A 23,936-nucleotide genomic window follows, 5' to 3' on the forward strand; every position below is an offset into this window, starting at 1 on the left:
AAGTCCCCGAACGGTTGTGCGGGATACTGCGGCGGTGAGCAACAAGGCGGCCAAGGGCGCACGGGTACCGGCGGCGAATCTGCCGATCGCCCGGTGCTGTGTGGATGTGCCGCTTGCCCACCTCGACCGGCTGTTCGACTACCTGATCCCGGCCGAACTCGATGCCGAACTGGTCCCCGGCACCCGGGTGCGCGTGCGGTTCGCGGGGCGGCTGGTGAACGCCTTCGTGCTGGACCGTGCTGCGGAATCCGAGGTGCCGCGCGGGAAGCTGGCCTATGTGGAGCGGCTCGTCTCGCCCGATCCGGTGCTCTCCCCGGAACTGGCCCGGACCGCCCGCGCGATCGCGGACCGGTACGGGGGAAGCCTGATCGACGTGCTCCGGCTCGCGATGCCGCCGCGGCACGCCCGCGCGGAGGCCGCGGCGGAGAAGGACGAGCTGCCCCCGGTGCCCGAGGCACCGGGCATCGAGGGATGGCAGCGGTACCCCCGGGGCACCGCGTTCGCCGAGGCGGTGCGCTCCGGGAATCCGGCCCGTGCGGTGTGGCAGGCGCTGCCCGGTGAGGACTGGCCCGCCAGGCTCGCCGAATTGGCCGGGATCGTCGCGGCCGGCGGGCGGGTGGCCGTGCTCGTGCTCCCCGATCACCGGGATGTGGAGCGGCTGGAGAAGGCCTGCGCCACGCTCGTACCGGAGGAGAACACCGTGGTGCTCGCTGCGGATCTGGGCCCACAGGCCCGGTACCGGCGCTGGCTCGCGGTGCGCAGGGGGCTGGCCAGGATCGTGATCGGCACCAGGGCCACCGCGTTCGCCCCCGTCGAGGAGCCCGGTCTGCTCGTGGTCTGGGACGACGGCGACGACCTGCACGCCGAACCACGCGCGCCCTATCCGCACGTGCGGGATGTGCTCGTGCAACGGGCACATCTGTCCCGCTGTGCGCTGCTCGTGGGTGGGTTCGCGCGCACCGCGGAGGCTCAGTTGCTCGTGGACTCCGGCTGGGCACACGAGATCCTGGCCGCGCGGGAGACGGTGCGCGAGCACGCGGCCAGGGTCACCGCGCTCGGCGAGCACTCCGGCCAGGACGCCCGCGACCCCGCGGCCCGCGCCGCCCGGTTGCCGCTCGAGGCGATCTCGGTCGCCCGGTCCGCGCTGCAGTCCGGCCATCCGGTGCTCGTGCAGGTGCCCCGGCGCGGCTACGTACCGACCCTGGCCTGCCAGCAGTGCCGTGCCCCGGCGCGCTGCCGCCGCTGCGCGGGACCGCTGGCCGGGCACGAGAACGCCCCGCCCGACTGTCGCTGGTGCGGTGCCACCGAAGCGCACTACCGCTGCCCGACCTGCGGCTCCACCCGGCTGCGCGCGGTCGTGATCGGCAGCAAGCGCACCGCGGAGGAGATGGGCCGCGCCTTCGCGCCGTTCCCGGTGCGCACCTCGGGCGCGGGTACCGTGCTCGCGACGGTCTCCGGGCAGGCCGCGCTCGTGGTGTCCACCCCGGGGGCCGAACCGGTCGCGGACGGCGGCTACGGGGCCGTGCTGCTGCTCGACGCGTGGGCTTCTCTCGGGCGCGCGGACCTGCGTGCGTCCGAGGAGACCCTGCGGCGCTGGATGACCGCGGCGGCGCTGGCCCGGCCCGCGAGTTCCGGTGGCCGGGTCATGGTGATGGCCGAGTCCGGGATTCCCACCGTCCAGGCGCTGGTGCGCTGGGACCCGGTCTGGCACGCGCGTACCGAGCTCGCCGCGCGCACCGAGCTCGGGTTCCCGCCCGCCGTGCGCATGGCCAGCGTGGACGGGGTGCCGAGCGCGGTCGCCGAGGTACTGGACACCGCGCGGGTGCCGGAGTCCGCCGAGATACTCGGCCCGGTGGAGCTCCCCGGCACCGAACGTGAGCGGGCCCTGATCCGGGTGCCGCGCACGCACGGGCCCACCCTTGCCGCCGCGCTGCACGAGGCGATGGCCGGGCGGACCGCGCGCAAGGAGCGGGACACCGTGCGGATTCAGCTCGATCCGCTGGAGCTCGTCTGACGGATCAGCGCACCAGATCGGCCACCACGGGCCGGTGGTCCGCGGCGAGCGTGTCCGGGACGTGGCTGCCCGCGCGGCCGAACCCCGGCGGGATCAGCACCTGGTCGATGCGGCGCTTCGGCTCGTCGGCGGGGTAGGTGAGGCCGCCGGGCCCACGCCAGGCATCGCGCAGGGTGGTGTGCAGTGGCCGCAGTTCCGCGGCGTCCGGATCGGTGTTGAAGTCTCCGAGCAGCACCCCGGGAGCGGGGTGCATGATCCGGCGCATATCGGCGACCTGTGCCCGGCGCACCGTGGGCTCGGGCCGGAAGTCCAGATGGGTCACGTACAACCACAGCGGCCTGCCGCGCGGGGCGAGCAGCACCTGCGCGAATCCCGGCGCCGGCGTGGGTTTCGCGTTCGGGTCCTGCGTGGACAGCCGGGTGATGTCGCGGTTGCGGGCGTGCAGGATCGGCGAGCGGGAGAGCACGGCGACCCCGAACTCCCGCCGCGGCGCGCCCGGTTCCTTCGGATCGAGCGAATAGATCGGCGCGAAGTACGGGTGCATCCCGGTGCGGCGCGCGAGCTCGGCGGGTTCGTCGAGGAACCGGCTGCGGTTGTCCCAGTGCCGGTCCACCTCCTCGAGCCCGACGACATCCGGATGTTCGGCGTTGATCGCCGCGGCCGTGCGATCCAGGTCGAAAGTGCCGTCCATTCCCGTTCCGGCGCGGATGTTGAAGTTCATGATGCGCAGCGCGGATCCGGTGCCCGCATTCGCGGTGAGCGCGGTCCCGGCGAGCAACAGCACCAGCGCGGCGAGTACCCCAGCGATTCGTGACATGCCGACACTTTCCCGTCGGGGCTCCGCTGGCGCAACATCGAGGGGATGGCGGGTGCGAATCCAAGGAGCGTGCAAATGGTGACAGAACCGGCGATTCGGTGCGCGGACCGGGAAATCGGGTATCCGGAGTTCAGTGAGCGGGCGGCCCGGATCGCGGCCGGGCTGCGTGCCCAGGGCATCGGCGAAGGGGATCTGGTGGCGCTCGTCCTGCGTAACAGCGTGGAGTTCCTGGAGATCGTCGCCGGTGCGCGGCTCGTCGGTGCCCGGCCGGTCCCGGTGAACTGGCATCTGCGCTGGTCCGAGCTGCGCCATCTGCTCGCCGACTGCCAGGCATGCCTGGCGTTCGCGCAGACGGAGTTCGCGGAAACCGTCGCCGAGGTCGCTCCGGACAGCTGCGCGGTGCTGGAAGTGGTGCCCTCGGCCCGGCTCGCTGAGGAGTACGGGATCGGGCACACCGGACCGAACGGCGCCCATCCGCTGTTCGAGGACTGGCTGGCCGCACAGCAATCACGGGTGGTGACACCGGCGAAGTCGGAGTTCGGGGCGGTGTTCTACACATCCGGGACGACGGGAAATCCGAAGGGAGTCCTCCGCGATCCGGTCGGTGAAGGGGCCAGGTATGCCGGACTGGCCGCGCTCGAGGCGCGGATGGGCATCGAACCGGGAGTGCGCACGCTGATTCCCGCGCCGCTCTACCACACCGCGCCGTACGGAGCGGCCACATCCGCGGTGACGGTCGGCGCGGACATCACCATCGCGCCCCGGTTCGCCCCGGAGTCCTTCCTGCACCTGCTCGCCGAGCGGGCCGTGGAACAGGTGCAGGTGGTACCGACCATGCTCGTGCGGCTGCTCGATCTCCCCGAACGGGTGCGCGCTGGCTACGACCTCTCCGCACTGCGCTATGTGGTGCACGCGGCCGCCCCCTGCCCGGTGGAGGTGAAACGGGCGGCGATCGACTGGCTCGGGCCGATCCTGTACGAGTACTACGGCGGGACCGAGACCGGAATCGTGGTCTGGTGCGACACCGAGCAGTGGCTGGCGCACGAGGGTACCGTCGGCGCGCCGGTGGACGGGGCCGCGGTGCGGATCATCGGGACCGAGGGCGCCGAGCTGCCCGCGGGCGAGGCCGGCACGGTGTACGTGCGCCCCGGTACGAGCTGGCCCGACTTCACCTATCTCGGCGACGATGCGAAGCGCAGGGCCATCGAACTCGACGGCTACGTGACGCTCGGGGACATGGGGTATCTGGACCGGGACGGCTTCCTCCATCTCACCGACCGCGCCACCGACATGATCATCTCCGGTGGGGTCAACATCTATCCGGCCGAGATCGAGGCGGCGCTGCTCGGCATGCCCGGGGTCCGGGATGTCGCGGTGTTCGGCATCCCGGACGCGGAGTACGGCGAGGCGGTGGCCGCGCACGTGGAGGCCGGAGCGGGGGTGACCGAGGAGGACATCCGCGAGTACGCGCGCGGGCGCCTCGCGGGGTTCAAGGTGCCCTCCCGGGTCGTGCTCGACGGCACGCTGCCCCGGGAGGAATCGGGCAAGCTGTTCAAGCGCAGGCTCCGCGAGCGGTACTGGCAGGGCCACGCGAAGCGGATCTGAACCCGGGACACCCCTACGGGAAGGATGAGACCGCGATCCTCCCGCGGGCCGATGTGCGCGTAGCTCCCCGGCGGCGAAGCTTGTGTCATCAGCGAGGACGAGAGACACGAGCCGGACGAGGAGTGATCGAGATGGCAACCGCGACCGCCACCGCCGACCAGGGCTTCACCGCACTGCACGGACTCGGGACCGCCACGCGGTTCATCGGCAACCTGCTGCTCGCGGTGGTCACCGTGGTTTTTCTGGGGACCGCTCCCGGCGAGCCTGGTACGGGCGCACCGCGAGCGCGTAAATGAGCACGATCACCGCGACACTGATCAGGCTCAGATACAGCTGGGAACGGGCGCTTTCCACGAACAGCATGGACACCAGCACCAGCACGATCCCGATGAGGGTGAGCCAGCTCAGCCACGGGTAGAACCACATCCGCAGCTTGAGCCGTTCCGGCTCGGTGCGCTCCAGGGTGCGGCGCATCCGCAGCTGGGAGGCGGTGATGATGGCGTACAGGAACAGGGCGACCGCGCCCGCCGAGTTGATGATGAAGTCGAAGACCGCACCGGGGGCGAGGTAGTTCATCAGCACCGCGATGTAGCCGATGACGGTGGACAACAGGATGGATTTCCACGGCACCCCGCGCCGGTTGGTGTCGCCGACCCAGCGCGGCGCCCAGCCGTGCTTGCGCAGCGCGAAGTGCATACGGGATGCGGTGTACAGCCCGGAGTTGAGTACCGAGAGTGCCGCGGTGAGCACCACGACGCTCATGATCGTCTCGGCCGCGGGGATGCCGAACCGCCCGAACGCCGCGGCGAACGGGCTGGTCTTCTCCGGGATCTGTTGCCACGGGGTGATCATCACCAGCAGTACCGCGGAGCCGACGTAGAACAGCAACACCCGCCACACGGTGGTGGTGGTCGCCTTGGCCACGGCCTGCTCGGGCTGATCCGATTCGGCGGCCACGATGGTCACGATCTCCGCGCCGAAGTAGGCGAAGATCACCAGCACCACACCGTGCACCACAGAGAACCCGCCACCGGTGAAGAAACCGTCCCGGGCGATGTTTCCGACCGAGAAGTGTGCCCCGGGCCAGAATCCGAGCACGAACAGCACCCCGATCACCAGGAACACCACGATGGTGAGCACCTTGACCGAGGCCAGCCAGAACTCGGTCTCCCCGAAGGAGCGCACCGAGACCAGGTTGCTCAGCGTCAGTGCGAGCATGAGCAGCAGGGAGAACACCCAGGAGGGCACCGCGTGGATCCAGCCGTGCAGGATCTCCGCACCCGCGACCGCCTCGAAGGCGACCACGCCGACCCAGTAGTACCAGTACAGCCAGCCGATGGTGAATCCCGCCCAGTTGCCGAGCGATTGGCGCGCGTATTCGGCGAAGGAACCCACCGTCGGGTGCGCCGCGGCCATCTCGCCGAGCATCCGCATCACCAGGACGACGAGCAGCCCGCCGATGGCATAGGAGAGCACCGAGGCCGGGCCGACGGTGTGGATCACCGCGCCGCTGCCGATGAACAGGCTCGAGCCGATGATCCCGCCGAGCGCGATCAACTGCAGATGGCGGGGCCGCAGATTCTGCTTGAGTCCCTCGTCCGGGGCTGGCATAAGGTGAACTCCCGTAGTTCGTGTGCAAACCTGCGGAATGTTAACCGTTCACCGCGAAGGGACCGGAGCGGACACGACCGTTTAAACTCGGGCGGCATTCTTCCCGCTCGCGAAGGTCCGAGGTGATCCATGACGGTCCAGCCGATCCGCTTGTTCGGCGACCCCGTGCTGCACACCCCCGCCGAGGAGGTCGTCGACTTCGACGCGGAACTGCGCACCCTGGTCAAGGACCTCTGGGACACGATGGAAAAGGTCGGCGGCGCCGGTCTCGCCGCGCCGCAGCTCGGGGTCGGCTTGCGCGTGTTCACCTACCACTGCGACACCTTCGCCGGGCATATCGTGAATCCGCGCTGGACCGTGCTGGGGGAGGGCTTTCAGCTCGGACCGGAGGGCTGTTTGTCCATCCCGGGGCTGAGCTGGGACTGCGAACGGTACGCGCATGTGGTCGCGACCGGCCAGAATCTGCACGGCGAGCCGATCACCGTCGAGGGCACCGAGCTGCTCGCGCGCTGTATCCAGCACGAGACCGACCACCTCGACGGGGTGCTGTTCGTGGACCGGCTCGATGAGCAGACTCGGGAACGGGCCCTGCGCGAGATCCGCGCGGCCGAATGGTTCGACGGGGAACTCCCGGTCATCAAGGAAAACCCGCACGCATCGTTCGGTGGTGCCTGATGCGCCTGGTCTTCGCGGGAACCCCGGCCGTCGCCCTGCCGAGCCTGCGCGCCCTCACCGCTTCGGAGCACGAACTGCTCGCCGTCGTCACTCGTCCGGACACGGTCGCCGGACGCGGTCGCTCGGCGAAACGTTCCCCGGTCGCCGAGTTCGCCGATGAACTCGGCATCGAGGTGCTGACCCCGCCGCGGGCCGACGATCCGGAATTCCTCGCCCGGTTGCGCGAACTGGGACCCGACTGCTGTCCCGTGGTGGCCTACGGCGCGATGCTGCGCCGGTCCACCCTGGAGATCCCGGTGCACGGCTGGGTCAACCTGCACTTCTCGCTGCTGCCCGCCTGGCGCGGCGCCGCCCCGGTACAGGCCGCGGTCCGCGCGGGGGACGAGATCACCGGGGCCAGCACCTTCCGGATCGTGCGCGAACTCGACGCCGGACCGGTGTACGGCGTGGTCACCGAACGCGTCGGTGCCCGGGACACCGCGGGGGCACTGCTCGACCGGCTCGCCGAATCCGGCGCGGGCCTTCTGGTGTCCACTGTGGATGGAATCGCGGACGGATCCGTTGTGGCGCGCGAACAGCCCGCGGAGGGCGTCAGCTATGCGGGCAAGATCGAGGTGGCCGACGCGCGGGTGGACTTCGCCGCACCCGCGGCCGCGATCGACCGGCTGCTGCGCTCGGTGACCCCCGATCCGGGTGGCTGGGCCGAGTTCGAGGGCGACCGGATCAAGCTGGGTCCGATCGAGCCGACCACCGGGGAACCTCTCGCTCCGGGCGCGATCCTGGTGCGGCGCAAGGAGGTCCTGGTCGGTACCGGCACGGACCCGGTGCGCCTCGGCGAGGTGCAGGCCCCGGGAAAACGCCGGATGGCGGCGACCGACTGGGCGAGGGGAGCGCGGATCGCCGACGGCAGCGCGTTCGATGCGGAGGCCGGTCGGTGACGGCCCCGCGCGAGTCAGGGACGAATCGAGTGGGAAGTCGAGCCGAGGGCAGCGCATGACACGAGAACAGCGGAAGCCAGGCGGACGCGGACCGAGCGGGCCACCGCCCCGGCCGAAGACGCCGCGTACCCCGCCGGCGAAGGATCCCGCGCGGCAGGCGGCGTTCGACACGCTGCGTGCCATCACCGAGCGGGATGCCTACGCGAACCTGGCGCTGCCCGCCCTGCTCGCCGAACGCCGGATCAGCGGCCGGGACGCGGCTCTGGCCACCGAGCTGTGCTACGGGACCGCACGCGCGGTCGGCCTGCTGGACACCGTCATCGCCGCCTGCGCCGACCGGCCGCTGTCCACATTGGACACCGCGGTGCTCGACGGATTGCGGCTCGGCGCGTATCAATTGCTGCGCACCAGGATTCCGCCGCATGCCGCGGTCTCGTCCACTGTGGACCTGATCCGCGCCGAGGCGGGTTCGCGCTCCAGCGGGTTCGTCAACGCCGTGCTGCGCAAGATCGCGGACAAGGACGAGCCCGCCTGGCTCGACGAGCTCGCACCCGCGGACAAGATCGAGGCACTCGCCCTGCGCACCGCACACCCGAAGTGGATCGCGCGCGCCTTCGGCGCCGCGCTCGGAGACGGTGGCGCGGAACTGGAGGCGGCGCTGCGGGCCGACGACGAGCGGCCCTCGGTGCACCTGACCGCGCGGCCCGGAGAGATCTCCGCCGATGAACTCGCCGCGATCAGCGCAGGGGAGCCCGCCCCGTATTCGCCCTACGGGGTGCGCCTGAGCTCCGGGGATCCCGGTGAGCTGGAACCGGTCCGCGAGCGGCTGGCCCACGTGCAGGACGAAGGCAGCCAGCTGTGCGCGCTCGCGCTGCACCGCGCGGAACTCGACCAGGACGGCGGGCACTGGCTGGACCTGTGCGCCGGTCCGGGCGGCAAGGCGGCGCTGCTCGGCGCGCTCGCCGGCACCGAAGGCGCTCGGCTGGACGCGGTCGAGCAGTCCGCGAAGCGTGCCGGACTCGTCCGCCAGGCCTGCGAGGGACTGCCGGTCACGGTGCACGTCGCGGACGGACGCGATCCCGGTCTCGAACCCGGCTACGACCGGGTGCTGGTGGACGCACCGTGCACCGGTCTCGGCGCGCTGCGCCGCAGGCCGGAAGCCCGTTGGCGGCGCGATCCCTCCGATGTCAGCGAACTGACTCAGCTGCAGCGCGAACTGCTCGGCACCGCGCTCGGCCTGGTCCGGCCCGGCGGTGTGGTCGCCTACGTGGTCTGCAGTCCGCATCTGCCGGAGACGGTCGGCGTGGTCGCGGACGCGCTGCGCCGCAACCCCGGGGTGTCCGCGCTGGACTCCAGGGAACTGTTCCCCGGGGTGCCCGATCTCGGTCCGGGACCGTACGTGCAGCTGTGGCCGCACCGGCACGGCACGGATGCGATGTTCTGCGCGGTATTGCGCCGCGGGGACGCAGAATGACCACCGAGAGCCCCGAGGAGAGCAACGGGCTGCGCCGGGAGCTGTCCGCGCGGCAGATCTCCATGATCGCCCTCGGCGGGATCATCGGCACCGGCCTGTTCCTCGGATCCGGTCTCGCGATCGGGATCGGCGGCCCCTCGGTGATCATCGCCTACATCGGGGCCGGCGCCATCGCGCTCGCGCTCACCTACGCCCTCGCGGAGATGGTCTCCACCCATCCGGACGCGGGCGGTTTCGGCGCCATCGCCCAGCGGTATCTCGGTCCGCTCGCCGGTTTCGTACAGCGCTGGATCTATTGGGCGGCGCAGGTGGTCAACCTGGGCAGCGAGGCGGTCGCGACCGGGCTCTACGTCCGGTTCTGGTTCCCGCAGCTGCCGCTGTGGGTGCCGGTGCTGGTGTTCTCCGTTGTGATGCTGGCGATCAACGCCGCGGCGGTGCGGTTCTTCGGCGAGACCGAGTACTGGTTCGCGCTGATCAAGGTGCTGACCATCGTGGTGTTCGTGCTGCTCGGCGCCTGCTACGTGATCTTCGGCCTGCCGGACCGCTCCTCGGTCGGGTTCGGGCACCTCACCGACGACGGCGGGTTCTTCCCGAACCGGGCGGGCAGCCTCTGGCTCGCGCTGACCGTGGTGACCTTCTCCTACATCGGCACCGAGGCGGTCGCGGTCACCGCGGCCGAATCGCGCGATCCACGGCGCACCGTCCCCCGCGCCGCGCGGTCCATGGTGCTGCGCCTGATCGTGTTCTACGTGCTCGCCACGGCGGTCGTGGTCACCGTGGTGCCCTGGCGCACCGCTGCCGGGGCGGAGGAGACGGTGCGCCAGTCCCCGTTCGTCACGGTGTTCGCCGACGCCGGGATCCCCGTCGCGGCGGGCATCATGAACTTCGTGGTGCTCACCGCGGCGCTCTCGGCGATGAACACGAACCTCTACATCGCATCCCGGATGGCGCATTCGCTGGCCGGGGACGGCTTCGCGCCGAAGGCCTTCGCCAGGACCACTCGCCACGGTGTCCCACTGCCCGCGCTCGGATTCTCCGCGGCCGGGCTGCTCGTGGCCTGCCTGATCTCCTTCCTGGACGCGGAGAACGCCTTCGCCGTGCTGCTCGGGCTCGCCCTGTTCGGTGCGCTCGTGACCTGGCTGTTGATCTTCGCCAGTCATGTGGCTTTCCGCCGCGCGAACACCGAACGCCCTCCGGTACGCCTGTGGGGTGCCCCGTTCACCACGGTGTTCCCCGCGCTCGTGCTCCTCGGAGTACTCGTGACCACGGCGTTCACTGAACAATTCGGCACCGCGTGGAAGGCCGGGGTACCGGTGCTCGTGCTGCTGGTGCTCGCCTATCTCGTGGTGCGGCGCAGGCGCTCGGCCCGGGCCGGGAGCGGTGAATGATCACGGTCGTCTCGCTCGGCGGCACCATCGCCATGACCCCGAGCAGCGAAGGCGGGGTCACCCCGGGACTCGGGGCAGCCGATCTGGTAGCCGCCGTTCCCGAGCTCGCGGACTTCGACCTGACCGTGCGCAGCCTGCGTTCGCTGCCGAGTGCCTCGCTCGGGTTCGCCGATCTCGCCGAGCTGCACACCGTCGTGGAGGCCGAGCTGGCCGCCGGGGCCGAGGGCGTGGTGGTCACCCAGGGCACGGACACCCTCGAGGAGACCGCGTTCTTCCTGGATCTGACCGTGCGCGCGGACGCTCCCGTCGTGGTGACCGGCGCGATGCGGCCCCCGGCCTCACCCGGTGCGGACGGCCCGGCCAACCTGCTCGGCGCGGTCCGGCTCGCGGCCAGTCCGAGCGCCCGCGGGCTCGGCACGCTCGTGCTGTTCTCCGACGAGGTGCACGCCGCCCGGCTGGTGCGCAAGACGCACACCGCCTCCACCGGGGCGTTCGAATCGCCCGGATTCGGGCCGCTGGGGCTGCTGGTGGAGCAGGAGCCGCGGCTGCTCACCACGCCCGGCCCGCGCGCCCGTTTCCCGATCGGTTCCCGGCTCGAGGATGTACGGGTCTGCGTGGTTCCGATGGCGCTCGGCGAGGACGGGGAACTGCTCTACGGCGTGGACTCGCGATTCGCCGGTCTCGTGCTCGCCGGGGTCGGTGCGGGGCACGTACCCGGACAGGTCGTCCCGGTGCTCGCCGAGCTCGCGGGAACCATGCCGGTCGTACTCGCCTCCCGGGCGGGTGCGGGCGCCATGCTGACCCGGACCTACGGGTACCCCGGATCGGAACGGGACCTGATCGCGCGCGGGCTGATCCCGTCCGGCTTCCTGGACCCCTACAAGGCGCGGATCCTGCTGCGCCTACTGCTCGCCGACGGTGCGGACCGGGAACGCATCGGCGCGGCCTTTGCCGGTTTCAGCTGAGAGTGCGTCCGAGAGCTCTCGTCCGTTGCGAGCGGGAGGCAGATCGGCGCTGCCCTGCAGGGCACCCGCACCCGAGGTCGGCAAGGCGGAGGATCGAGCCGCAGCGGGTTTCTGCGGTGATCGACGACAACGCCGCGAGGCGCCGATATGACCCCGCGCAGCAGAACGCGGAGCTCTCAGAAGTGCTCTGAGCCGCGGACAGGTTCACGGAGCCAGCGAGTGCGCGTACACCCAGCCACGCCGGGTGCACGAGACCAGCCGGAATCCGAGCGCGGCGTTGATCGCCAGCATCGGGGCGTTGCCCGTGTCGTTCTCCGTCTCCACCTCGCTGACCTCGGGGTGCGCGCGGGCGATCCGCTCGAGCATCGCGATCTTGAGCAGCGCGCCGATCCCGTGCCCGCGATGACTGGGCAACACGACCGTGGTGAGCTGCTCGGCCCGCCGGGTTCCGATGAACACGACCAGTTCGGCGTACCCGACGATGGCCCCGGTCCTCGTCTCGATCGCAGCGGCGGTGTGCAGCACGTTGCCCTGTCTGGCCACGCGGTTGGGCAACATCGCGAGCGCCTTCGCCGGATCGTGCAGCACCCCGGGAAGACCGCCGGAGGGCATGTCCCCGCTGTCCCGTTTGGCGGCCAGCATCGCGTGGCCAAGGTCCTCGGGCGGGATGCCGCGCCATTCGCGCACCGTGTAGCCGGGCACCTCCTTGGCCCGGGGCAGTGCGGCAGGCAGGTGCAGCCGCAGCCGATTCACCGCCGAGTCGGTGCGGAAACCGTGCGTCGTGAAGAAGCCGGCGGCCGGGGTTCCGTCCGTCGCGGTGCCGAACAGCTGCGAGTACCGGTTGCGGTAGGCGCCCTCCGCGCAGGTGCGCAGCAGTTCGGTGCCGATTCCGCCGCGACGGTGCGCGGGCGGGACGTCCAGGGCCACATCCGCCTCGGTGGCCATGCGCAGCGCCGCCGCACCGGCCGGGCGGCCCTCCAGGAAGGCGAGGTAATGCTGTTCGCGAGCCGGGGGAGGAGCGGGCTCACCCAGCGCGAAGTCGGCGAGCAGTTCCCGTTCGATCGGCCCGGGCGTGAGTATTTCCTCGATGCGGCACGGGGTCTGCTCCGCTGCCGTCATCGCCCCTCCAGAACACCTTCGCGCCCCATCGACGGGTGCGCACCGCAGGAACCGTAGTGCACGCCTCGTGACGCACCGCGTCCGGTCGCCGGGTTCTCAGGATGTGAACGGGGAAATGCCGGTTCGCGGGTACCGGTTCTGCACGCCATGAGCACCGCGACGGAGAACTTCACCGAGAACTGGCGCGCCTGGCACACCGCGCGTGAACGCGAACTGGCGGCCGAACACGGCTGGCTGTCCATCACCCGCCTGGAATGGCTCGGCACCGAACCGGCCGGGTTCCCCGGTCTGCCGGGCACCTGGTGGTACTCCGGGGACACCGGCCATGTGCGCGCCGAACCCGGAGACGGGCTCGACCTCGTCGGCGAGCAGGCTTACCGGCTCGGGGCGACCGCGCCGGGTGAACTGATCGGCTGGGGCGAGCGCCGGATCGAGCTCGCCCACCGTGGCGAGGCGTACAACATCCGGGTGCACGATCCGGAGGCCCCGGTGCTGCGCGCCTTTCACGGGGTGCCCGCCTACGAGCCGGACCCGGAATGGGTGATCGAGGCCGAGTTCCTGCCGTTCGAGCAGCCGAAGCCGGTCACGGTCGGCGCGGTCGTGGAAGGACTCGCGCACGTGTACACCGCACCGGGAGAGGTGCGCTTCTTGTACGGCGGTGCGAGCCACACGCTCACCGCGTTCAACGGCAAGCACGGCGGGCTCTCGATCCTGTTCACCGACGAGACCAGCGGGGTGACCACGTATGCGGCGAACCGCAGCCTGCCGACCGCACCGCCGGAGGAGGGCACCGTGATCCTGGACTTCAACCGTGCGGTGAACCTGCCCTGCGCGTTCATCGACCTCGCCACCTGCCCGCTGCCGCCGCGCGGCAATCACCTCGGCTTCCCGGTGACCGCGGGGGAGCAGATTCCGCATGAACGAGCTCGCGAGTGAATAGTCGGCCGGCACGTTCGGCGGGGTTGACGACACGAGGGCAGGGCCTGACCGCACACCTGTTCGATAGGAGTTAAGCTTGCCCTGTGTCGACCACACGCGCCGAACGGCTGGTCAACCTCGTGATCTGCCTGCTCGCGACCCGGCAGTACCTCCCGGCGGAGCGCATCCGCGGGCTGGTGGCCGGTTACGGGGACGCGCCGAGTGACGAGGCGTTCTCCCGCATGTTCGAACGCGACAAGGCGGAACTGCGCGACCTCGGTGTTCCGCTGGAGACCGGCCGCAATTCGATCATCGACCCGAGCGACGGGTACCGCATCGCCCGGCGCGACTACGAACTCAGCGATATCGAGCTCGAGCCGGACGAGGCGGCGGCCGTCGCCCTCGCCGCGCGCCTATGGGACTCCCCGCAGCTGACCGGCGCCGCTTCCGGGGCACTGCGCAAGCTGCGTGCCGCCGGGGTGGATGTCGAGGACGGCAGCGGGGCGGTGCAACCCAAGGTGCGGACGAACGAGCCGTCGTTCGCGCCACTGCTCGCCGCGGTCAACGAACGCAAGGCGGTCCGGTTCCCTTACCGCAGGCCAGGGTCCACCGAGCCCGCGGTCCGCTCCGTGGAGCCCTGGGGCGTGGTGTCCTGGCGCGGCCGGTGGTACGTGGTCGGCCACGACCGGGACCGGAACGCGGCGCGCTGCTTCCGGCTCTCCCGCGTCGTCGGGGAGGTGCGCGCGGTCGGCCTGGCCGGCGCGGTGGTCCGCCCGGACGGGGTGAACCTGCTCGACTACGTCACCGAGACCGGTCCCGATCCCGTGCCGGTGAGCGTCTGGGTCGCCGAGGGCAGGGCGCACGGGGTCCGGCGCAAGGGCAGCTCGCGCGGGCAGCGCACGATCGGCGGCCGCGACGGCGAGGTGTTCGAACTCGAGCTCGCCCACCTGGAGTCCTCGGCCGACTGGCTCGCCGGACACGGCCCGGATGTGCTGGTGCTCGAGCCGGATACGCTGCGCAAGAACGTGGTCAACCGCTGGCTCGCCGCGATCGGAGGGAAACGGTGACGGCCACGAGCGATCGGGTGCCCCGGTTGCTCGCCCTCGTGCCGTACTTCCTGGCCCGCCCGGGCATCGAGCTCGCCGAGGCCGCGCGCGACTTCGACGTGACCCCGAGGCAACTGCGCAGGGACCTTGAACTGCTCTGGATGTGCGGCCTGCCCGGGTACGGCCCCGGCGACCTGATCGACCTCTCGTTCGAGGGGGAGACGGTCACGGTCACCTTCGACGCCGGCATCCGCCGCCCGCTCAAGCTCACCGCCGCCGAGGCCACCGCACTGCTGGTCGCGTTGCGCGCGCTCGCCGAGACCCCGGGGGTCACGGACACCGATGCGGTGCGCAGGGCACTGGCCAAGATCGAGACCGCCGCGGGCGGGGCCGAGGCTCCGGTGGTGGTCGGGCTCGCCGAGACCAGGGGAGTCGACGAACAGGTGCGCGCCACCGTGCGTGATGGTCTGGACACCGAGCGCGCGCTGTGGATTCGCTACTACACGGTCGCCCGCGACGAGATCAGCGATCGCACGATCGACCCGATGCGGCTGCTGCTCGTCGAAGGCCGCAGCTACCTCGAGGCCTGGTGCCGCAGCGCAGAGGGGGTGCGGCTGTTCCGGCTGGATCGCATCGACGAGGCACGGGTGCTGGAAGAGGCCTCGGCGCCCCCGGAGCGCGCCGAGCCGACCGATCTGTCCGACGGGCTGTTCCGGCCGAACCCGGCTCAGCCGGTGGCCACCCTGCTCATCGGGCCGGAGGCGCGCTGGGTCGCGGAGTACTACCCGGTCGAAGACCTGGTCGAACTGGAGGACGGTTCGGCGCGGGTGCGGATGCGATACGCGGACGAATCCTGGATGGTGCGCCTGCTGCTCTCGGTCGCGGGGGATGTGCGGGTCGAAGCGCCGGAACAGCTGGCGGCCGCGGTGGTGCAGCGCGCGGGTGAGGCGCTCGAACTGGCCGAACTGGAGTCGGTACGGTGAACGGTACAAACGCGGCGAGCGAGTGAGGAGCCGAGTGGGTTGACCGAGTCATTCCTGGTTCCCGTCCTGGTCGCGGCGGGTGGCCTGGTGCTGCTGGTGGTCGTCGCGGTCTGGCTCCTGATGCTCATGCGCAGGTTCACCATGATCGTGCGGTACAGCAGGGGCCGGTTCGATGGCAGGACCCAGGCGCTGCGCGCGGAGGTAACAGGCGTGCGAAGTGCGATTGACCAGCGGAGGACCAACGGCTCCTTCCGGTTCACCGATCGAGGACGAGCGCGTACCATCACGAGTGCGCAAGAGTGAGGAGTGGGCATGTTCAGTGGTCTGCAAGGTTGGCACATCATCGTGATCGTGGTCGCGATCGTCCTCTTGTTCGGCGCCAAGCGCCTTCCGGACGCCGCCAAGGGCATCGGGAAGTCCCTGCGTATCTTCAAATCGGAGACCAAGGCCATGCGTGAGCAGGACGGCGAGGCGGGTGCGGACGCCACGGCCCCGGCCGCCGAACAGCTGCCCTCGGCCCAGCCGAACGTCGCACCGCAGCAGAACACCGCCACGCAGGCGGAACAGGTGTCTCAGCAGGCGGAACAGCAGTCCGGCCAGGCGCAGCCCTCGGCCGAAGCCAAGTAAACCTCAGCGGTGGATACGTCGGCGTTCCGTCCACGGGGCGGTCGCAAGGAGGCGCGCGAGCGGCGCAGCAGGCGGAAGAACCCCGACGGCTCGATGACGCTCGTCGAGCACCTCTACGAGCTGCGCTACCGGTTGAGTATGGCGCTGCTCGCGGCGCTGTTCGGCGCGATCGTGTGCTGCCTGTGGTTCAACTTCACCATCGGCTCGCTGCCCACACTGTCGAACATCGTGATGCACCCGTACTGCAGCGGCACCACGAACACTTTGCTCGACCAGGTCGGTGGCAAGGGCTCGAAGGACTGCGGTCTGCTGCAGACCAAGCCGTTCGAGGCGTTCTCGGTGCTACTCAAGGTCGGCATCACCACCGGTGTCGTGCTGACCAGCCCGCTGTGGCTGCACCAGGTGTGGGCGTTCATCACACCCGGACTGCGCAGGCGGGAACGCCGCTTCGGCGTCAGCTTCGTGGCGTTCGGCTCGGTACTGTTCGTGCTCGGCGCTGTCGTCGCCTACTTCGTGCTCCCGGAAGCGCTGCGGGTGCTCACCAACGTCGCGGGCACCGGGATGGTCACCGCGTTCTCGGCGAGCGACTACGTCAGCTTCCTGATCAACCTGCTGGTCATCTTCGGAATCAGTTTCGAGCTCCCGCTCGTGGTGGTGATGCTCAACTTCGCGGGCGTACTGCGCTACGAGAAGATCAGGCGCTGGCGGCGCGGCATCTTCTTCGCGATCGTGATTTTCTCCGCGCTGGTCACCCCGGGTTCGGACGCCCTGTCCATGGTGGTGCTCGGCGCGGCGCTGTGTGTGCTGTTCGAGCTCGCCGTGCAGATCTCGCGCATGCACGACAAGCGCCTCGCCAAACGGCGCAAGGACGAGGGCTGGGACCTCGAGGACCCGGACACCGCCTCGCCGCTGGACCACACTCCGGAACCGGTGCTGAACGAACCGGAGCAACCCGCCCCGGCATCGATCGCGCTCGCCGAGCCGGAGCAGGAGCCGCTGCCACGCAACCGCTGGTACGACGACGCGACCTGATATGACAGCCTTGACGCGTGGCTGAACCCGTTTCGACCCGCACTCCCGCCGAATCGTTCAGTGCCGCACGGGAGCGCACGGCGAATCCGAAGCTCGCCGAGTTCTCCGGCCTGCTGTCCTTCGAGCTCGACCCCTTCCAGGCACAGGCATGCCGTGCCCTGGAAGGTGGGCACGGCGTGCTCGTCTGCGCCCCGACCGGCGCGGGCAAGACCGTGGTCGGCGAGTTCGCGGTGCACCTCGCGCTCGCCGGCGGTGGCAAGTGCTTCTACACCACGCCGATCAAGGCACTGTCCAACCAGAAGTTCGCCGACCTCGTCGAGCGCTACGGCGCGGACAACGTCGGCCTGCTCACCGGGGACACGAGTGTGCGCTCGGATGCCCCGATCGTCGTGATGACGACCGAGGTACTGCGCAACATGCTCTACGCGGGCTCGCCGACGCTCATCGGGCTCGAATACGTGGTGATGGACGAGGTGCACTACCTCGCCGACCGGTTCCGCGGCGCGGTGTGGGAAGAGGTCATCCTGCACCTGCCCGACGACGTGCGGCTGGTCAGCCTGTCCGCGACCGTGTCCAACGCCGAGGAGTTCGGTGAATGGCTGGTCGAGGTGCGCGGGGACACCACGGTCGTGGTGGACGAGCACCGGCCGGTGCCGTTGTGGCAGCACATGATGCTCGGCTCCGAACTGATGGACCTGTTCGGTGGCAAGGAGGGCAAGGACGGCACCGGCATCAACCCCCGGCTCAAGCGGCGCGCCGAGGAACTGGGCAGGCGGTTCCCGCAGTTCGACCGGCGCGGGCCGAAGGACCGGGGCAGGCGCCCGCCCCGCTTCCGCCCGCCGAGCAGGGTCGAGGTGCTCAACCGGCTGGACGCGGACGGGCTGCTGCCCGCGATCGTGTTCGTGTTCTCCCGCGCGGGCTGCGATGCCGCGGTGGACATGTGCGTGCGCGCTGGTCTGCGGCTGACCACGAACGCCGAGGGCACCCAGATCCGTGAGATCGTCGAACGGCACACCCGCGACCTGCCCAAGGCCGACCTGCAGGTGCTCGGCTTCTGGGAGTGGTCGGCCGCCCTGGAACGCGGGGTCGCCGCGCACCACGCCGGGCTGCTTCCCGCGTTCAAGGAGGCCGTCGAGGAACTGTTCGTGCGCGGACTGGTCAAGGCGGTGTTCGCGACCGAGACCCTGGCGCTGGGCATCAACATGCCCGCCCGCACCGTGGTGCTCGAACGGCTGGTGAAGTACAACGGCGAGGCGCACGTCGAGCTGACCCCGGGGGAGTACACCCAGCTGACCGGGCGGGCCGGGCGTCGCGGTATCGACGTGGAGGGGCACGCCGTCGTGCTGTGGCAGCCCGGCATGGACCCCAAACAGGTCGCCGGGCTCGCCTCCACCCGTACCTACCCGCTGCGTTCTTCCTTCCGGCCCGGCTACAACATGGCGATCAACCTGGTCGCCGCCTTCGGTGCGGACGCCGCCCGGGAGCTGCTCGAGCAGTCCTTCGCCCAGTTCCAGACCGACCGCTCGGTGGTCGGCATGGCGCGCAGGGTAGAGCGCAACAAGGAAGCACTCGAGGGCTACGCCGAGGCCATGCACTGTCACCTCGGGGATTTCGCCGAGTACGCCGAACTGCGGGCCCGCCTCGGCGACCGGGAGAAAGCACTGGCCCGCGGTGACCGGGGCACCCGCCGCGCGGAGGCCCTTGCTTCGCTGGAACGGCTGCGCAAGGGCGATGTGATCGTGGTGCCTTCGGGCAGGCGCGCCGGGCTCGCGGTGGTCGTGGATCCCGGGCTGCACCCCAACAAGGAACCGCATCCGGTCGTGGTCACCGAGTCCCGCTGGGGTGGCCAGCTCTCCTCGGCGGACTTCACCGAACCGGTCGAGGCCCTGGACCGGATCCGGTTGCCCAAGCAGGTCAACTGGCGCTCCCCGCAGGTGCGCAAGGATGTCGCGGCGAGCCTGCGCAACAGTGACGTCCGGCCGCCGAAACGCGGCAGGCCCCGGTCCCGCGCCGCGGACGACGCGGAACTCGCCGAGCTGCGCGCGGCCCTGCGCGCGCACCCGTGTCACGGTTGCGCGGACCGGGAGACGCACGCGCGGTGGGCCGAACGTCATCGCAAACTGCGCGCCGAGACCGCGAGCCTGGAGTCCAAGGTCGCGGGCAAGACGCATTCGCTCGCCCGCTCCTTCGACCGGATCCGCGCCCTGCTCGCCGAACGCGGTTATCTCGCCAAGGGCCCGGAAGGCGAGCAGGTGGTGACCGAGCACGGCAACCGGCTGGCCCGGCTGTACTCCGAATCGGACCTGCTCGCCGCCGAGTGCCTGCGCGAGGGAGCCTGGGAAGGGCTCGGTCCCGAGGAACTCGCCGCGGTCGTCTCGGTGCTCGTGTTCGAGGCGCGCCGCGACTCGCCGGTCGCCGCGCGGGTACCGGCAGGCGCGATCCAGGAAGCCATCGAGGCCACCAACCGGGTGTGGTCCCGGCTCGAGGCGGACGAACGGCGGCACAAGCTGGACCGCACCCGGGAACCGGACGCGGGCTTCGCCTGGCCGGTGTTCCGCTGGGTCCGCGGGGAGACCCTGGAACAGGTGCTCTCCTCCGCCGAGGCCAACGGCCAGGATCTGCTCGCCGGGGATTTCGTCCGCTGGTGCCGCCAGGTGATCGACATGCTCGACCAGATCGACTCGGTGCTGGGCCGGGACGACCCGCTCGGGGCGAACGCACACCGTGCGGTGCGGGCGATCCGCCGTGGTGTGGTGGAACTCGGGACCTGACGGAGACCGGGTTCCCGGTGTGATTTGATCGCTGGCACACTCGGAGTGCAGCGGTGCAGAAGGGCGCGAGATGACGAATCCGTACGGGCCTCAGGGCGGTCAGATTCCTCCCTGGGACCGGCAACCGCCTCACGGCGGTGGACAACCACAGCAACCGTACGGACAGCCGCAGCCCGGTTACTCTCAGCCCGGATATCCCCAGCCCGGATATCCCCAGCAGTATCCCGGCTACGGACAGGCACCGCAGCCCGGGCCGCCCCAGCCGCCGCGGCAACCGCAGCAGCCCTACGGTCAGTCACCGCAGGGACACGGGCAGCCCGGCGGGTTCGGTTCGCCGAATCCGTACGCTCAGCCGCCGCAACAGCAACCACAACCACAACAGCAACCGCAGCAGCCCTACGGTCCGCAGTACGGGCAGCAGCAGTATGCCCAACAGCAGTACCTCCAGCAGCGGTACCCGCAGCAACAGTTCGGCCAGGGCGGGCAGCCGCCGTTCGGCCGGCAGCCGAAACCCAAGGGAAACGCCAAGATCTGGGGACTCGTCGCCCTCGTCGTGGTGGTCATCGCGGTGCTCGCGGTGCTGCTGTTCGCCTGGCCCGGCTGGCTGAACGCCAAGGTGTTCGACAAGGCGAAGATGGAACAGGACGTGCAGACGGTGCTCGTCGAGAAGTACAAGATCGACGGCGCCAAGGATGTCAGTTGCCCGGGGGACCAGGCAGTGAAGCAGGGCAACACCTTCGACTGCCAGGTCACGGTGAATGGTGACCAGAAGAAGGTCACCATCAAGGTCAGCGATGCGGGCAGCGCCACCTACGACGTCTCGCAGCCGCACTAGCACCGGTTAATTCCATCGCGCCCGATCGTCCGATTCGGGCAGGATGAGCGTATGCACGAGGTTCGCGTACTCCACCCCGACCAGCACCGCGCCGCCACCGATGTCTTCCTCGACACGCTGCACGAACGCCCGGTCGAGGATCGGATGTGGGAGCGCCACGCGGAAGCGTTCGAACCGGGGCGGATGCTCGGCGCCTACGCAGACGGGGAACTGGTCGCGACCGTCGGTTCCTTCCCCTCCGCGGTGCGGGTCCCGGGTGGGGCGACTGTGCCGATGGCGGCGGTCACGAACGTCGGGGTGCGTGCGGACCACACCCGCAAAGGGATGCTCACCTCGCTGAAACGCGGTCTGTTCGGCGAGGTTCGGGAGCCGATCGCGGGACTGCACGCGAGTGAGGCCGGGATCTACGGGCGGTTCGGTTACGGGATCGCCACCCGCTCGATCACCGTCACGGTCGACCGGACCAAGGCCCGCGCCAAGAACCCGGGCAGCGTGCGGATGGTGCCTGCGGAGGAGGCGGCGAAGCTGCTTCCCGAACTGCACGAGCGGATCGGATTCGCCCGCGCCGGGGCGATGCGCCGCCCGGCGGGCTGGTGGACGGGCATGGCGGCGGAACGCGAGCAGCGCGGTAAACACACGGTGGTGGTGCACCGGAACCCGGAGGGCGTCGAGGACGGATATGTCCAGTACGGCATCCACCGCCCCGGCGAGCAGCGCGAGCTCACCGTGAAGGAATTCTGGGCCGCCACCCCGGACAGTTATGCCGAGCTGTGGCGCTACGTCCTTTCGGTGGACCTCGTCGGCACGGTCGTCGTGCCCGACAGGCCCCGCGATGAACCGCTCGACCTGCTGCTCGAGGACCCGCGCGCGGCACGGATCACCAACTCCTCGGACGAACTGTGGCTCCGGCTATTGGATGTGCCCGCCGCGCTCGCCGCACGTTCCTACGGTCCGGGTTCGGTGGTGCTCGGGGTGCACGACGACTTCCTCCCGGAGAACTCCGGCAACTACCGGATCGGCGCGGAGGGCGCTACGCGGGTCGAGGAGGAGCCGGACCTGCGCTGCGATGTGCCGGCCCTGGCCACGCTCTACCTCGGCGACCGGAGTCCGTCCGAGCTCGCCTTCGCCGGGCGCCTGACGGGGCCGGACGAGGCGATCCGTCGCGCGGACGCCGTGCTGCGCACCGAGCGGCCGCCGTGGTCCGGAACGGATTTCTGAGCTGGTGCGCCAACGGGTCATCGGACTGCTCGGCGGAATGAGCTGGGAGAGCAGCGCGGAGTACTACCGGTTGCTCAATGAGTTCGTCGCCGCCCGGCTGGGTGGACTGCACTCGGCTCGCTGTGTGCTCGCCTCGCTGGATTTCGCCGAGGTGGAACGGATGCAGGGCGACGGCGACTGGGCCGCGGCCGGGGAACTGCTCGCGGAGGCGGCCCGCGGTCTCGAAGCGGCGGGTGCGGAGTTTTTGCTGGTGTGCACCAACACGATGCACAAGGTCGCGGACACGGTGCAGGCCGCGGTCTCGATCCCGTTGCTGCACCTGGCCGATGCGACCGCCGAGGCGGTGCACGCGGCGGGGATCGACACGGTCGGTCTGCTCGGCACCGCGTTCACCATGGAGCAGGATTTCTACCGGGAACGGCTCGAACGGCAGGGGCTGACAGTGCGGCTGCCCGGGGCGCAGGACCGGGCCGAGGTACACCGGGTCATCTACGAGGAACTCTGCCGCGGCCGGGTCCTGGACGAATCACGGGCCCGCTACCGCGCGGTCATCGAGCGGTTCGCCCAAGCCGGGGCACAGGGCGTCATCCTCGGCTGCACCGAGATCGAACTGCTCATCACCCGATCGGACAGCGCGATCCCGGTGTTCCCGACGACCAGATTGCACGCCGAGGCAGCGGTGCGACGCGCGCTCGAGTAGCTCCGGTGCACTGCGCGGGCGGCCGCGCCGATTCAGGTGCTGCTGCAGTTCGGTCGGCGGCGCTCAGGGCGCACCCGTTCATGGGCGGCTTGGAGCCGCGGGCCGGGCGAGGTCATGGCCGACCGCGGCGAGCGCGGTGACCTGATCGAAAAGCCCGTTGCCGGCGACACAGAGCTCCGCATCGCCTTGGACAGCATGCTGTCGAGCTTGTCGGGCGCTCCACGACAGAACCGTCGCGAACACGGAGGGGCATGATCGACGCCGGCACGGGCCGAGGACCGTGCACCGATCACCGGCCCGGCGACTACCTACGACACTCTTCCGGCGCCATCGACATCGGCTTCCAGGGCCCGGACAAGGCCGCGGTGGACACCTCGATCATGGCGTTCACCGACCGCCCCGCCCCGGATCACCGGGGCCGCCGGCACGACGAGTTCGCCTCGCCACACAGGCGGATAGGCGCTGGCTCATCAGCGGGCTCGGCCTCCTCGTGGAGGGCCTCGCGCCGGACGGCCGGCTGGTGGCACCGCGCTGCCCCGGAGGCGAACCGATCAGCTCGCGAGGGCGGCCGGTGCCTCGTGCACCGCGGGCCCCAGTCGGGGCGGACGCTCGGCCGTCTCCACCCGGTCACGTCCGTGCCGCTTCGCGGAGAGCAGCGCTCCGTCGGCCCGCCGCATCAGCTCGGGCAACGAGCCGCGGAACGCGCCGGTGTGCGTGGCCATGCCGATCGAAGCGGTCAGTCCCTCGACGATCACCGGTTCGCCATCGGTATCCAGCGCGGTGACCGGGGTGACGCGCAACTGGTGCCGGATGCGGTGCGCGACCGAGCATCCCTGGGCGGCGTCTCCCGGGAGCAGCACGAGAAACTCGTCCCCACCGTAGCGCCCGACGATATCGCCGCGCCGTACTCCTTTCGCGATACCGGCCGCAGCCGTTCGCAGTATCTGGTCCCCGGCCAGATGGCCGTACGCATCGTTGATCTCCTTGAACCGGTCCAAGTCGATGATCAGCAGCACCTGGGGGGAAACACGGCGATCGGCGAGCAACCGCTCGGCCCGGTCCTCCCATCCCCACCGGTCGAGCAGGCCGGTCAACCGGTCGATGTTCCGCCCCTCGAATGCTTGACCGCAGTATTGACAGTGCTGTCGCGACACCGGGATCACCTCCGCTTCACTGCTTGACGCGCAGCGTTCCATCGAG

The 23,936-nt window shown here is 70.4% G+C and carries 21 protein-coding genes; 17 read left to right on the forward strand and 4 right to left on the reverse strand.

Annotated features, from left to right (window positions below; translation table 11 throughout):
- Positions 1-34 precede the first annotated feature (34 nt).
- On the forward strand, positions 35-2,014 hold the full coding sequence (locus tag A37U_RS0138340) for a primosomal protein N' (RefSeq protein WP_157183305.1): 1,980 nt from the start codon (positions 35-37) through the stop codon (positions 2,012-2,014).
- Positions 2,015-2,018: 4 nt separating this feature from the next.
- Here the strand turns inward: A37U_RS0138340 and A37U_RS0138345 are convergent, their stop codons facing one another.
- Positions 2,019-2,831, reverse strand: a complete 813-nt coding sequence (locus A37U_RS0138345) for an endonuclease/exonuclease/phosphatase family protein (protein ID WP_020501950.1) — start codon at positions 2,829-2,831, stop codon at positions 2,019-2,021.
- A 75-nt stretch (positions 2,832-2,906) separates the two neighbouring features.
- Here A37U_RS0138345 and A37U_RS0138350 point away from each other — a divergent pair, with 75 nt between their 5' ends.
- Positions 2,907-4,436, forward strand: coding sequence for an AMP-binding protein (locus A37U_RS0138350; protein WP_020501951.1), 1,530 nt, complete (start codon positions 2,907-2,909; stop codon positions 4,434-4,436).
- A gap of 228 nt (positions 4,437-4,664) precedes the next feature.
- On the opposite strand, the gene A37U_RS0138355 is transcribed toward A37U_RS0138350, so the two are convergent.
- Positions 4,665-6,047: an amino acid permease gene (locus A37U_RS0138355; protein ID WP_020501952.1), complete on the reverse strand. Its 1,383-nt coding sequence runs from the start codon at positions 6,045-6,047 to the stop codon at positions 4,665-4,667.
- 129 nt (positions 6,048-6,176) lie between these two features.
- Here A37U_RS0138355 and def point away from each other — a divergent pair, with 129 nt between their 5' ends.
- From def to A37U_RS0138380, 5 genes are read left to right on the forward strand one after another with little or no spacing between them, the layout of a single operon-like run.
- Positions 6,177-6,722 (forward strand): peptide deformylase, encoded by a 546-nt coding sequence (gene def / locus A37U_RS0138360; RefSeq protein ID WP_020501953.1) that lies wholly within the window; start codon positions 6,177-6,179, stop codon positions 6,720-6,722.
- Entirely contained in the window at positions 6,722-7,660 is a 939-nt protein-coding gene (gene fmt / locus A37U_RS0138365; RefSeq protein WP_020501954.1) for a methionyl-tRNA formyltransferase, read from the forward strand. Before def ends, fmt begins: the two co-directional genes overlap by 1 nt.
- 55 nt (positions 7,661-7,715) lie before the next feature.
- A complete protein-coding gene (locus tag A37U_RS0138370) occupies positions 7,716-9,134 on the forward strand; it encodes an RsmB/NOP family class I SAM-dependent RNA methyltransferase (RefSeq protein ID WP_020501955.1) in 1,419 nt (472 codons plus the stop codon).
- Positions 9,131-10,522 (forward strand): amino acid permease, encoded by a 1,392-nt coding sequence (locus A37U_RS0138375; protein ID WP_020501956.1) that lies wholly within the window; start codon positions 9,131-9,133, stop codon positions 10,520-10,522. The genes A37U_RS0138370 and A37U_RS0138375 overlap by 4 nt, the downstream gene beginning before the upstream one ends.
- On the forward strand, positions 10,519-11,487 hold the full coding sequence (locus A37U_RS0138380; protein ID WP_020501957.1) for an asparaginase: 969 nt from the start codon (positions 10,519-10,521) through the stop codon (positions 11,485-11,487). Before A37U_RS0138375 ends, A37U_RS0138380 begins: the two co-directional genes overlap by 4 nt.
- Positions 11,488-11,691: 204 nt before the next feature.
- Here the strand turns inward: A37U_RS0138380 and A37U_RS0138385 are convergent, their stop codons facing one another.
- Positions 11,692-12,606, reverse strand: coding sequence for a GNAT family N-acetyltransferase (locus A37U_RS0138385; protein WP_020501958.1), 915 nt, complete (start codon positions 12,604-12,606; stop codon positions 11,692-11,694).
- A gap of 147 nt (positions 12,607-12,753) precedes the next feature.
- On the opposite strand from A37U_RS0138385, the gene A37U_RS0138390 reads away from it, so the two are divergent.
- The 10 genes from A37U_RS0138390 to A37U_RS0138435 all read left to right on the forward strand — a co-directional run bounded on the left by A37U_RS0138390 (position 12,754) and on the right by A37U_RS0138435 (position 22,736).
- Positions 12,754-13,542: a DUF1684 domain-containing protein gene (locus A37U_RS0138390; protein ID WP_020501959.1), complete on the forward strand. Its 789-nt coding sequence runs from the start codon at positions 12,754-12,756 to the stop codon at positions 13,540-13,542.
- Between the two features lie 86 nt (positions 13,543-13,628).
- Positions 13,629-14,591 carry a helix-turn-helix transcriptional regulator gene (locus A37U_RS0138395; protein ID WP_020501960.1) on the forward strand — a complete coding sequence of 321 codons (963 nt, stop codon included), beginning with the start codon at positions 13,629-13,631 and terminating at the stop codon, positions 14,589-14,591.
- Positions 14,588-15,553: a helix-turn-helix transcriptional regulator gene (locus tag A37U_RS0138400; protein ID WP_020501961.1), complete on the forward strand. Its 966-nt coding sequence runs from the start codon at positions 14,588-14,590 to the stop codon at positions 15,551-15,553. The genes A37U_RS0138395 and A37U_RS0138400 overlap by 4 nt, the downstream gene beginning before the upstream one ends.
- Before the next feature lie 39 nt (positions 15,554-15,592).
- Entirely contained in the window at positions 15,593-15,856 is a 264-nt protein-coding gene (locus A37U_RS0138405; protein ID WP_020501962.1) for a hypothetical protein, read from the forward strand.
- Between the two features lie 9 nt (positions 15,857-15,865).
- A complete protein-coding gene (tatA, locus tag A37U_RS0138410; protein WP_020501963.1) occupies positions 15,866-16,180 on the forward strand; it encodes a Sec-independent protein translocase subunit TatA in 315 nt (104 codons plus the stop codon).
- A gap of 93 nt (positions 16,181-16,273) precedes the next feature.
- On the forward strand, positions 16,274-17,212 hold the full coding sequence (gene tatC / locus A37U_RS47510; RefSeq protein ID WP_020501964.1) for a twin-arginine translocase subunit TatC: 939 nt from the start codon (positions 16,274-16,276) through the stop codon (positions 17,210-17,212).
- A 17-nt stretch (positions 17,213-17,229) separates the two neighbouring features.
- Entirely contained in the window at positions 17,230-19,983 is a 2,754-nt protein-coding gene (locus tag A37U_RS0138420) for a DEAD/DEAH box helicase (protein WP_020501965.1), read from the forward strand.
- A 70-nt stretch (positions 19,984-20,053) separates the two neighbouring features.
- Complete coding sequence (locus A37U_RS49225; protein WP_026198058.1) at positions 20,054-20,818, forward strand: DUF4333 domain-containing protein; 765 nt, start codon at positions 20,054-20,056, stop codon at positions 20,816-20,818.
- A gap of 51 nt (positions 20,819-20,869) precedes the next feature.
- Complete coding sequence (locus A37U_RS0138430; protein ID WP_026198059.1) at positions 20,870-22,036, forward strand: GNAT family N-acetyltransferase; 1,167 nt, start codon at positions 20,870-20,872, stop codon at positions 22,034-22,036.
- Positions 22,037-22,040: 4 nt separating this feature from the next.
- The gene (locus tag A37U_RS0138435; RefSeq protein ID WP_020501970.1) at positions 22,041-22,736 is read left to right on the forward strand and encodes an aspartate/glutamate racemase family protein; all 696 of its coding nucleotides are present in this window, start codon (positions 22,041-22,043) and stop codon (positions 22,734-22,736) included.
- Between the two features lie 551 nt (positions 22,737-23,287).
- On the opposite strand, the gene A37U_RS47515 is transcribed toward A37U_RS0138435, so the two are convergent.
- Positions 23,288-23,890, reverse strand: a complete 603-nt coding sequence (locus A37U_RS47515; protein ID WP_157183306.1) for a GGDEF domain-containing protein — start codon at positions 23,888-23,890, stop codon at positions 23,288-23,290.
- Between the last annotated feature and the right edge of the window lie 46 nt (positions 23,891-23,936).

The organism is Sciscionella marina DSM 45152 (genome assembly GCF_000379465.1).
GTDB lineage: Bacteria > Actinomycetota > Actinomycetes > Mycobacteriales > Pseudonocardiaceae > Sciscionella > Sciscionella marina.

What these genes read in the sequence shown, in the direction of transcription:
- A37U_RS0138355 (WP_020501952.1), bottom strand. Translation starts at nt 6,047, where the DNA reads ATGCCAGCCCCGGACGAGGGACTCAAGCAGAATCTGCGGCCCCGCCAT.
- A37U_RS0138390 (WP_020501959.1), top strand. Translation starts at nt 12,754, where the DNA reads ATGAGCACCGCGACGGAGAACTTCACCGAGAACTGGCGCGCCTGGCAC.
- A37U_RS0138350 (WP_020501951.1), top strand. Translation starts at nt 2,907, where the DNA reads ATGGTGACAGAACCGGCGATTCGGTGCGCGGACCGGGAAATCGGGTAT.
- A37U_RS0138385 (WP_020501958.1), bottom strand. Translation starts at nt 12,606, where the DNA reads ATGACGGCAGCGGAGCAGACCCCGTGCCGCATCGAGGAAATACTCACG.
- def (WP_020501953.1), top strand. Translation starts at nt 6,177, where the DNA reads ATGACGGTCCAGCCGATCCGCTTGTTCGGCGACCCCGTGCTGCACACC.
- fmt (WP_020501954.1), top strand. Translation starts at nt 6,722, where the DNA reads ATGCGCCTGGTCTTCGCGGGAACCCCGGCCGTCGCCCTGCCGAGCCTG.
- A37U_RS0138345 (WP_020501950.1), bottom strand. Translation starts at nt 2,831, where the DNA reads ATGTCACGAATCGCTGGGGTACTCGCCGCGCTGGTGCTGTTGCTCGCC.
- tatA (WP_020501963.1), top strand. Translation starts at nt 15,866, where the DNA reads ATGTTCAGTGGTCTGCAAGGTTGGCACATCATCGTGATCGTGGTCGCG.
- tatC (WP_020501964.1), top strand. Translation starts at nt 16,274, where the DNA reads ATGACGCTCGTCGAGCACCTCTACGAGCTGCGCTACCGGTTGAGTATG.
- A37U_RS0138370 (WP_020501955.1), top strand. Translation starts at nt 7,716, where the DNA reads ATGACACGAGAACAGCGGAAGCCAGGCGGACGCGGACCGAGCGGGCCA.
- A37U_RS0138375 (WP_020501956.1), top strand. Translation starts at nt 9,131, where the DNA reads ATGACCACCGAGAGCCCCGAGGAGAGCAACGGGCTGCGCCGGGAGCTG.
- A37U_RS0138380 (WP_020501957.1), top strand. Translation starts at nt 10,519, where the DNA reads ATGATCACGGTCGTCTCGCTCGGCGGCACCATCGCCATGACCCCGAGC.
- A37U_RS49225 (WP_026198058.1), top strand. Translation starts at nt 20,054, where the DNA reads ATGACGAATCCGTACGGGCCTCAGGGCGGTCAGATTCCTCCCTGGGAC.
- A37U_RS0138430 (WP_026198059.1), top strand. Translation starts at nt 20,870, where the DNA reads ATGCACGAGGTTCGCGTACTCCACCCCGACCAGCACCGCGCCGCCACC.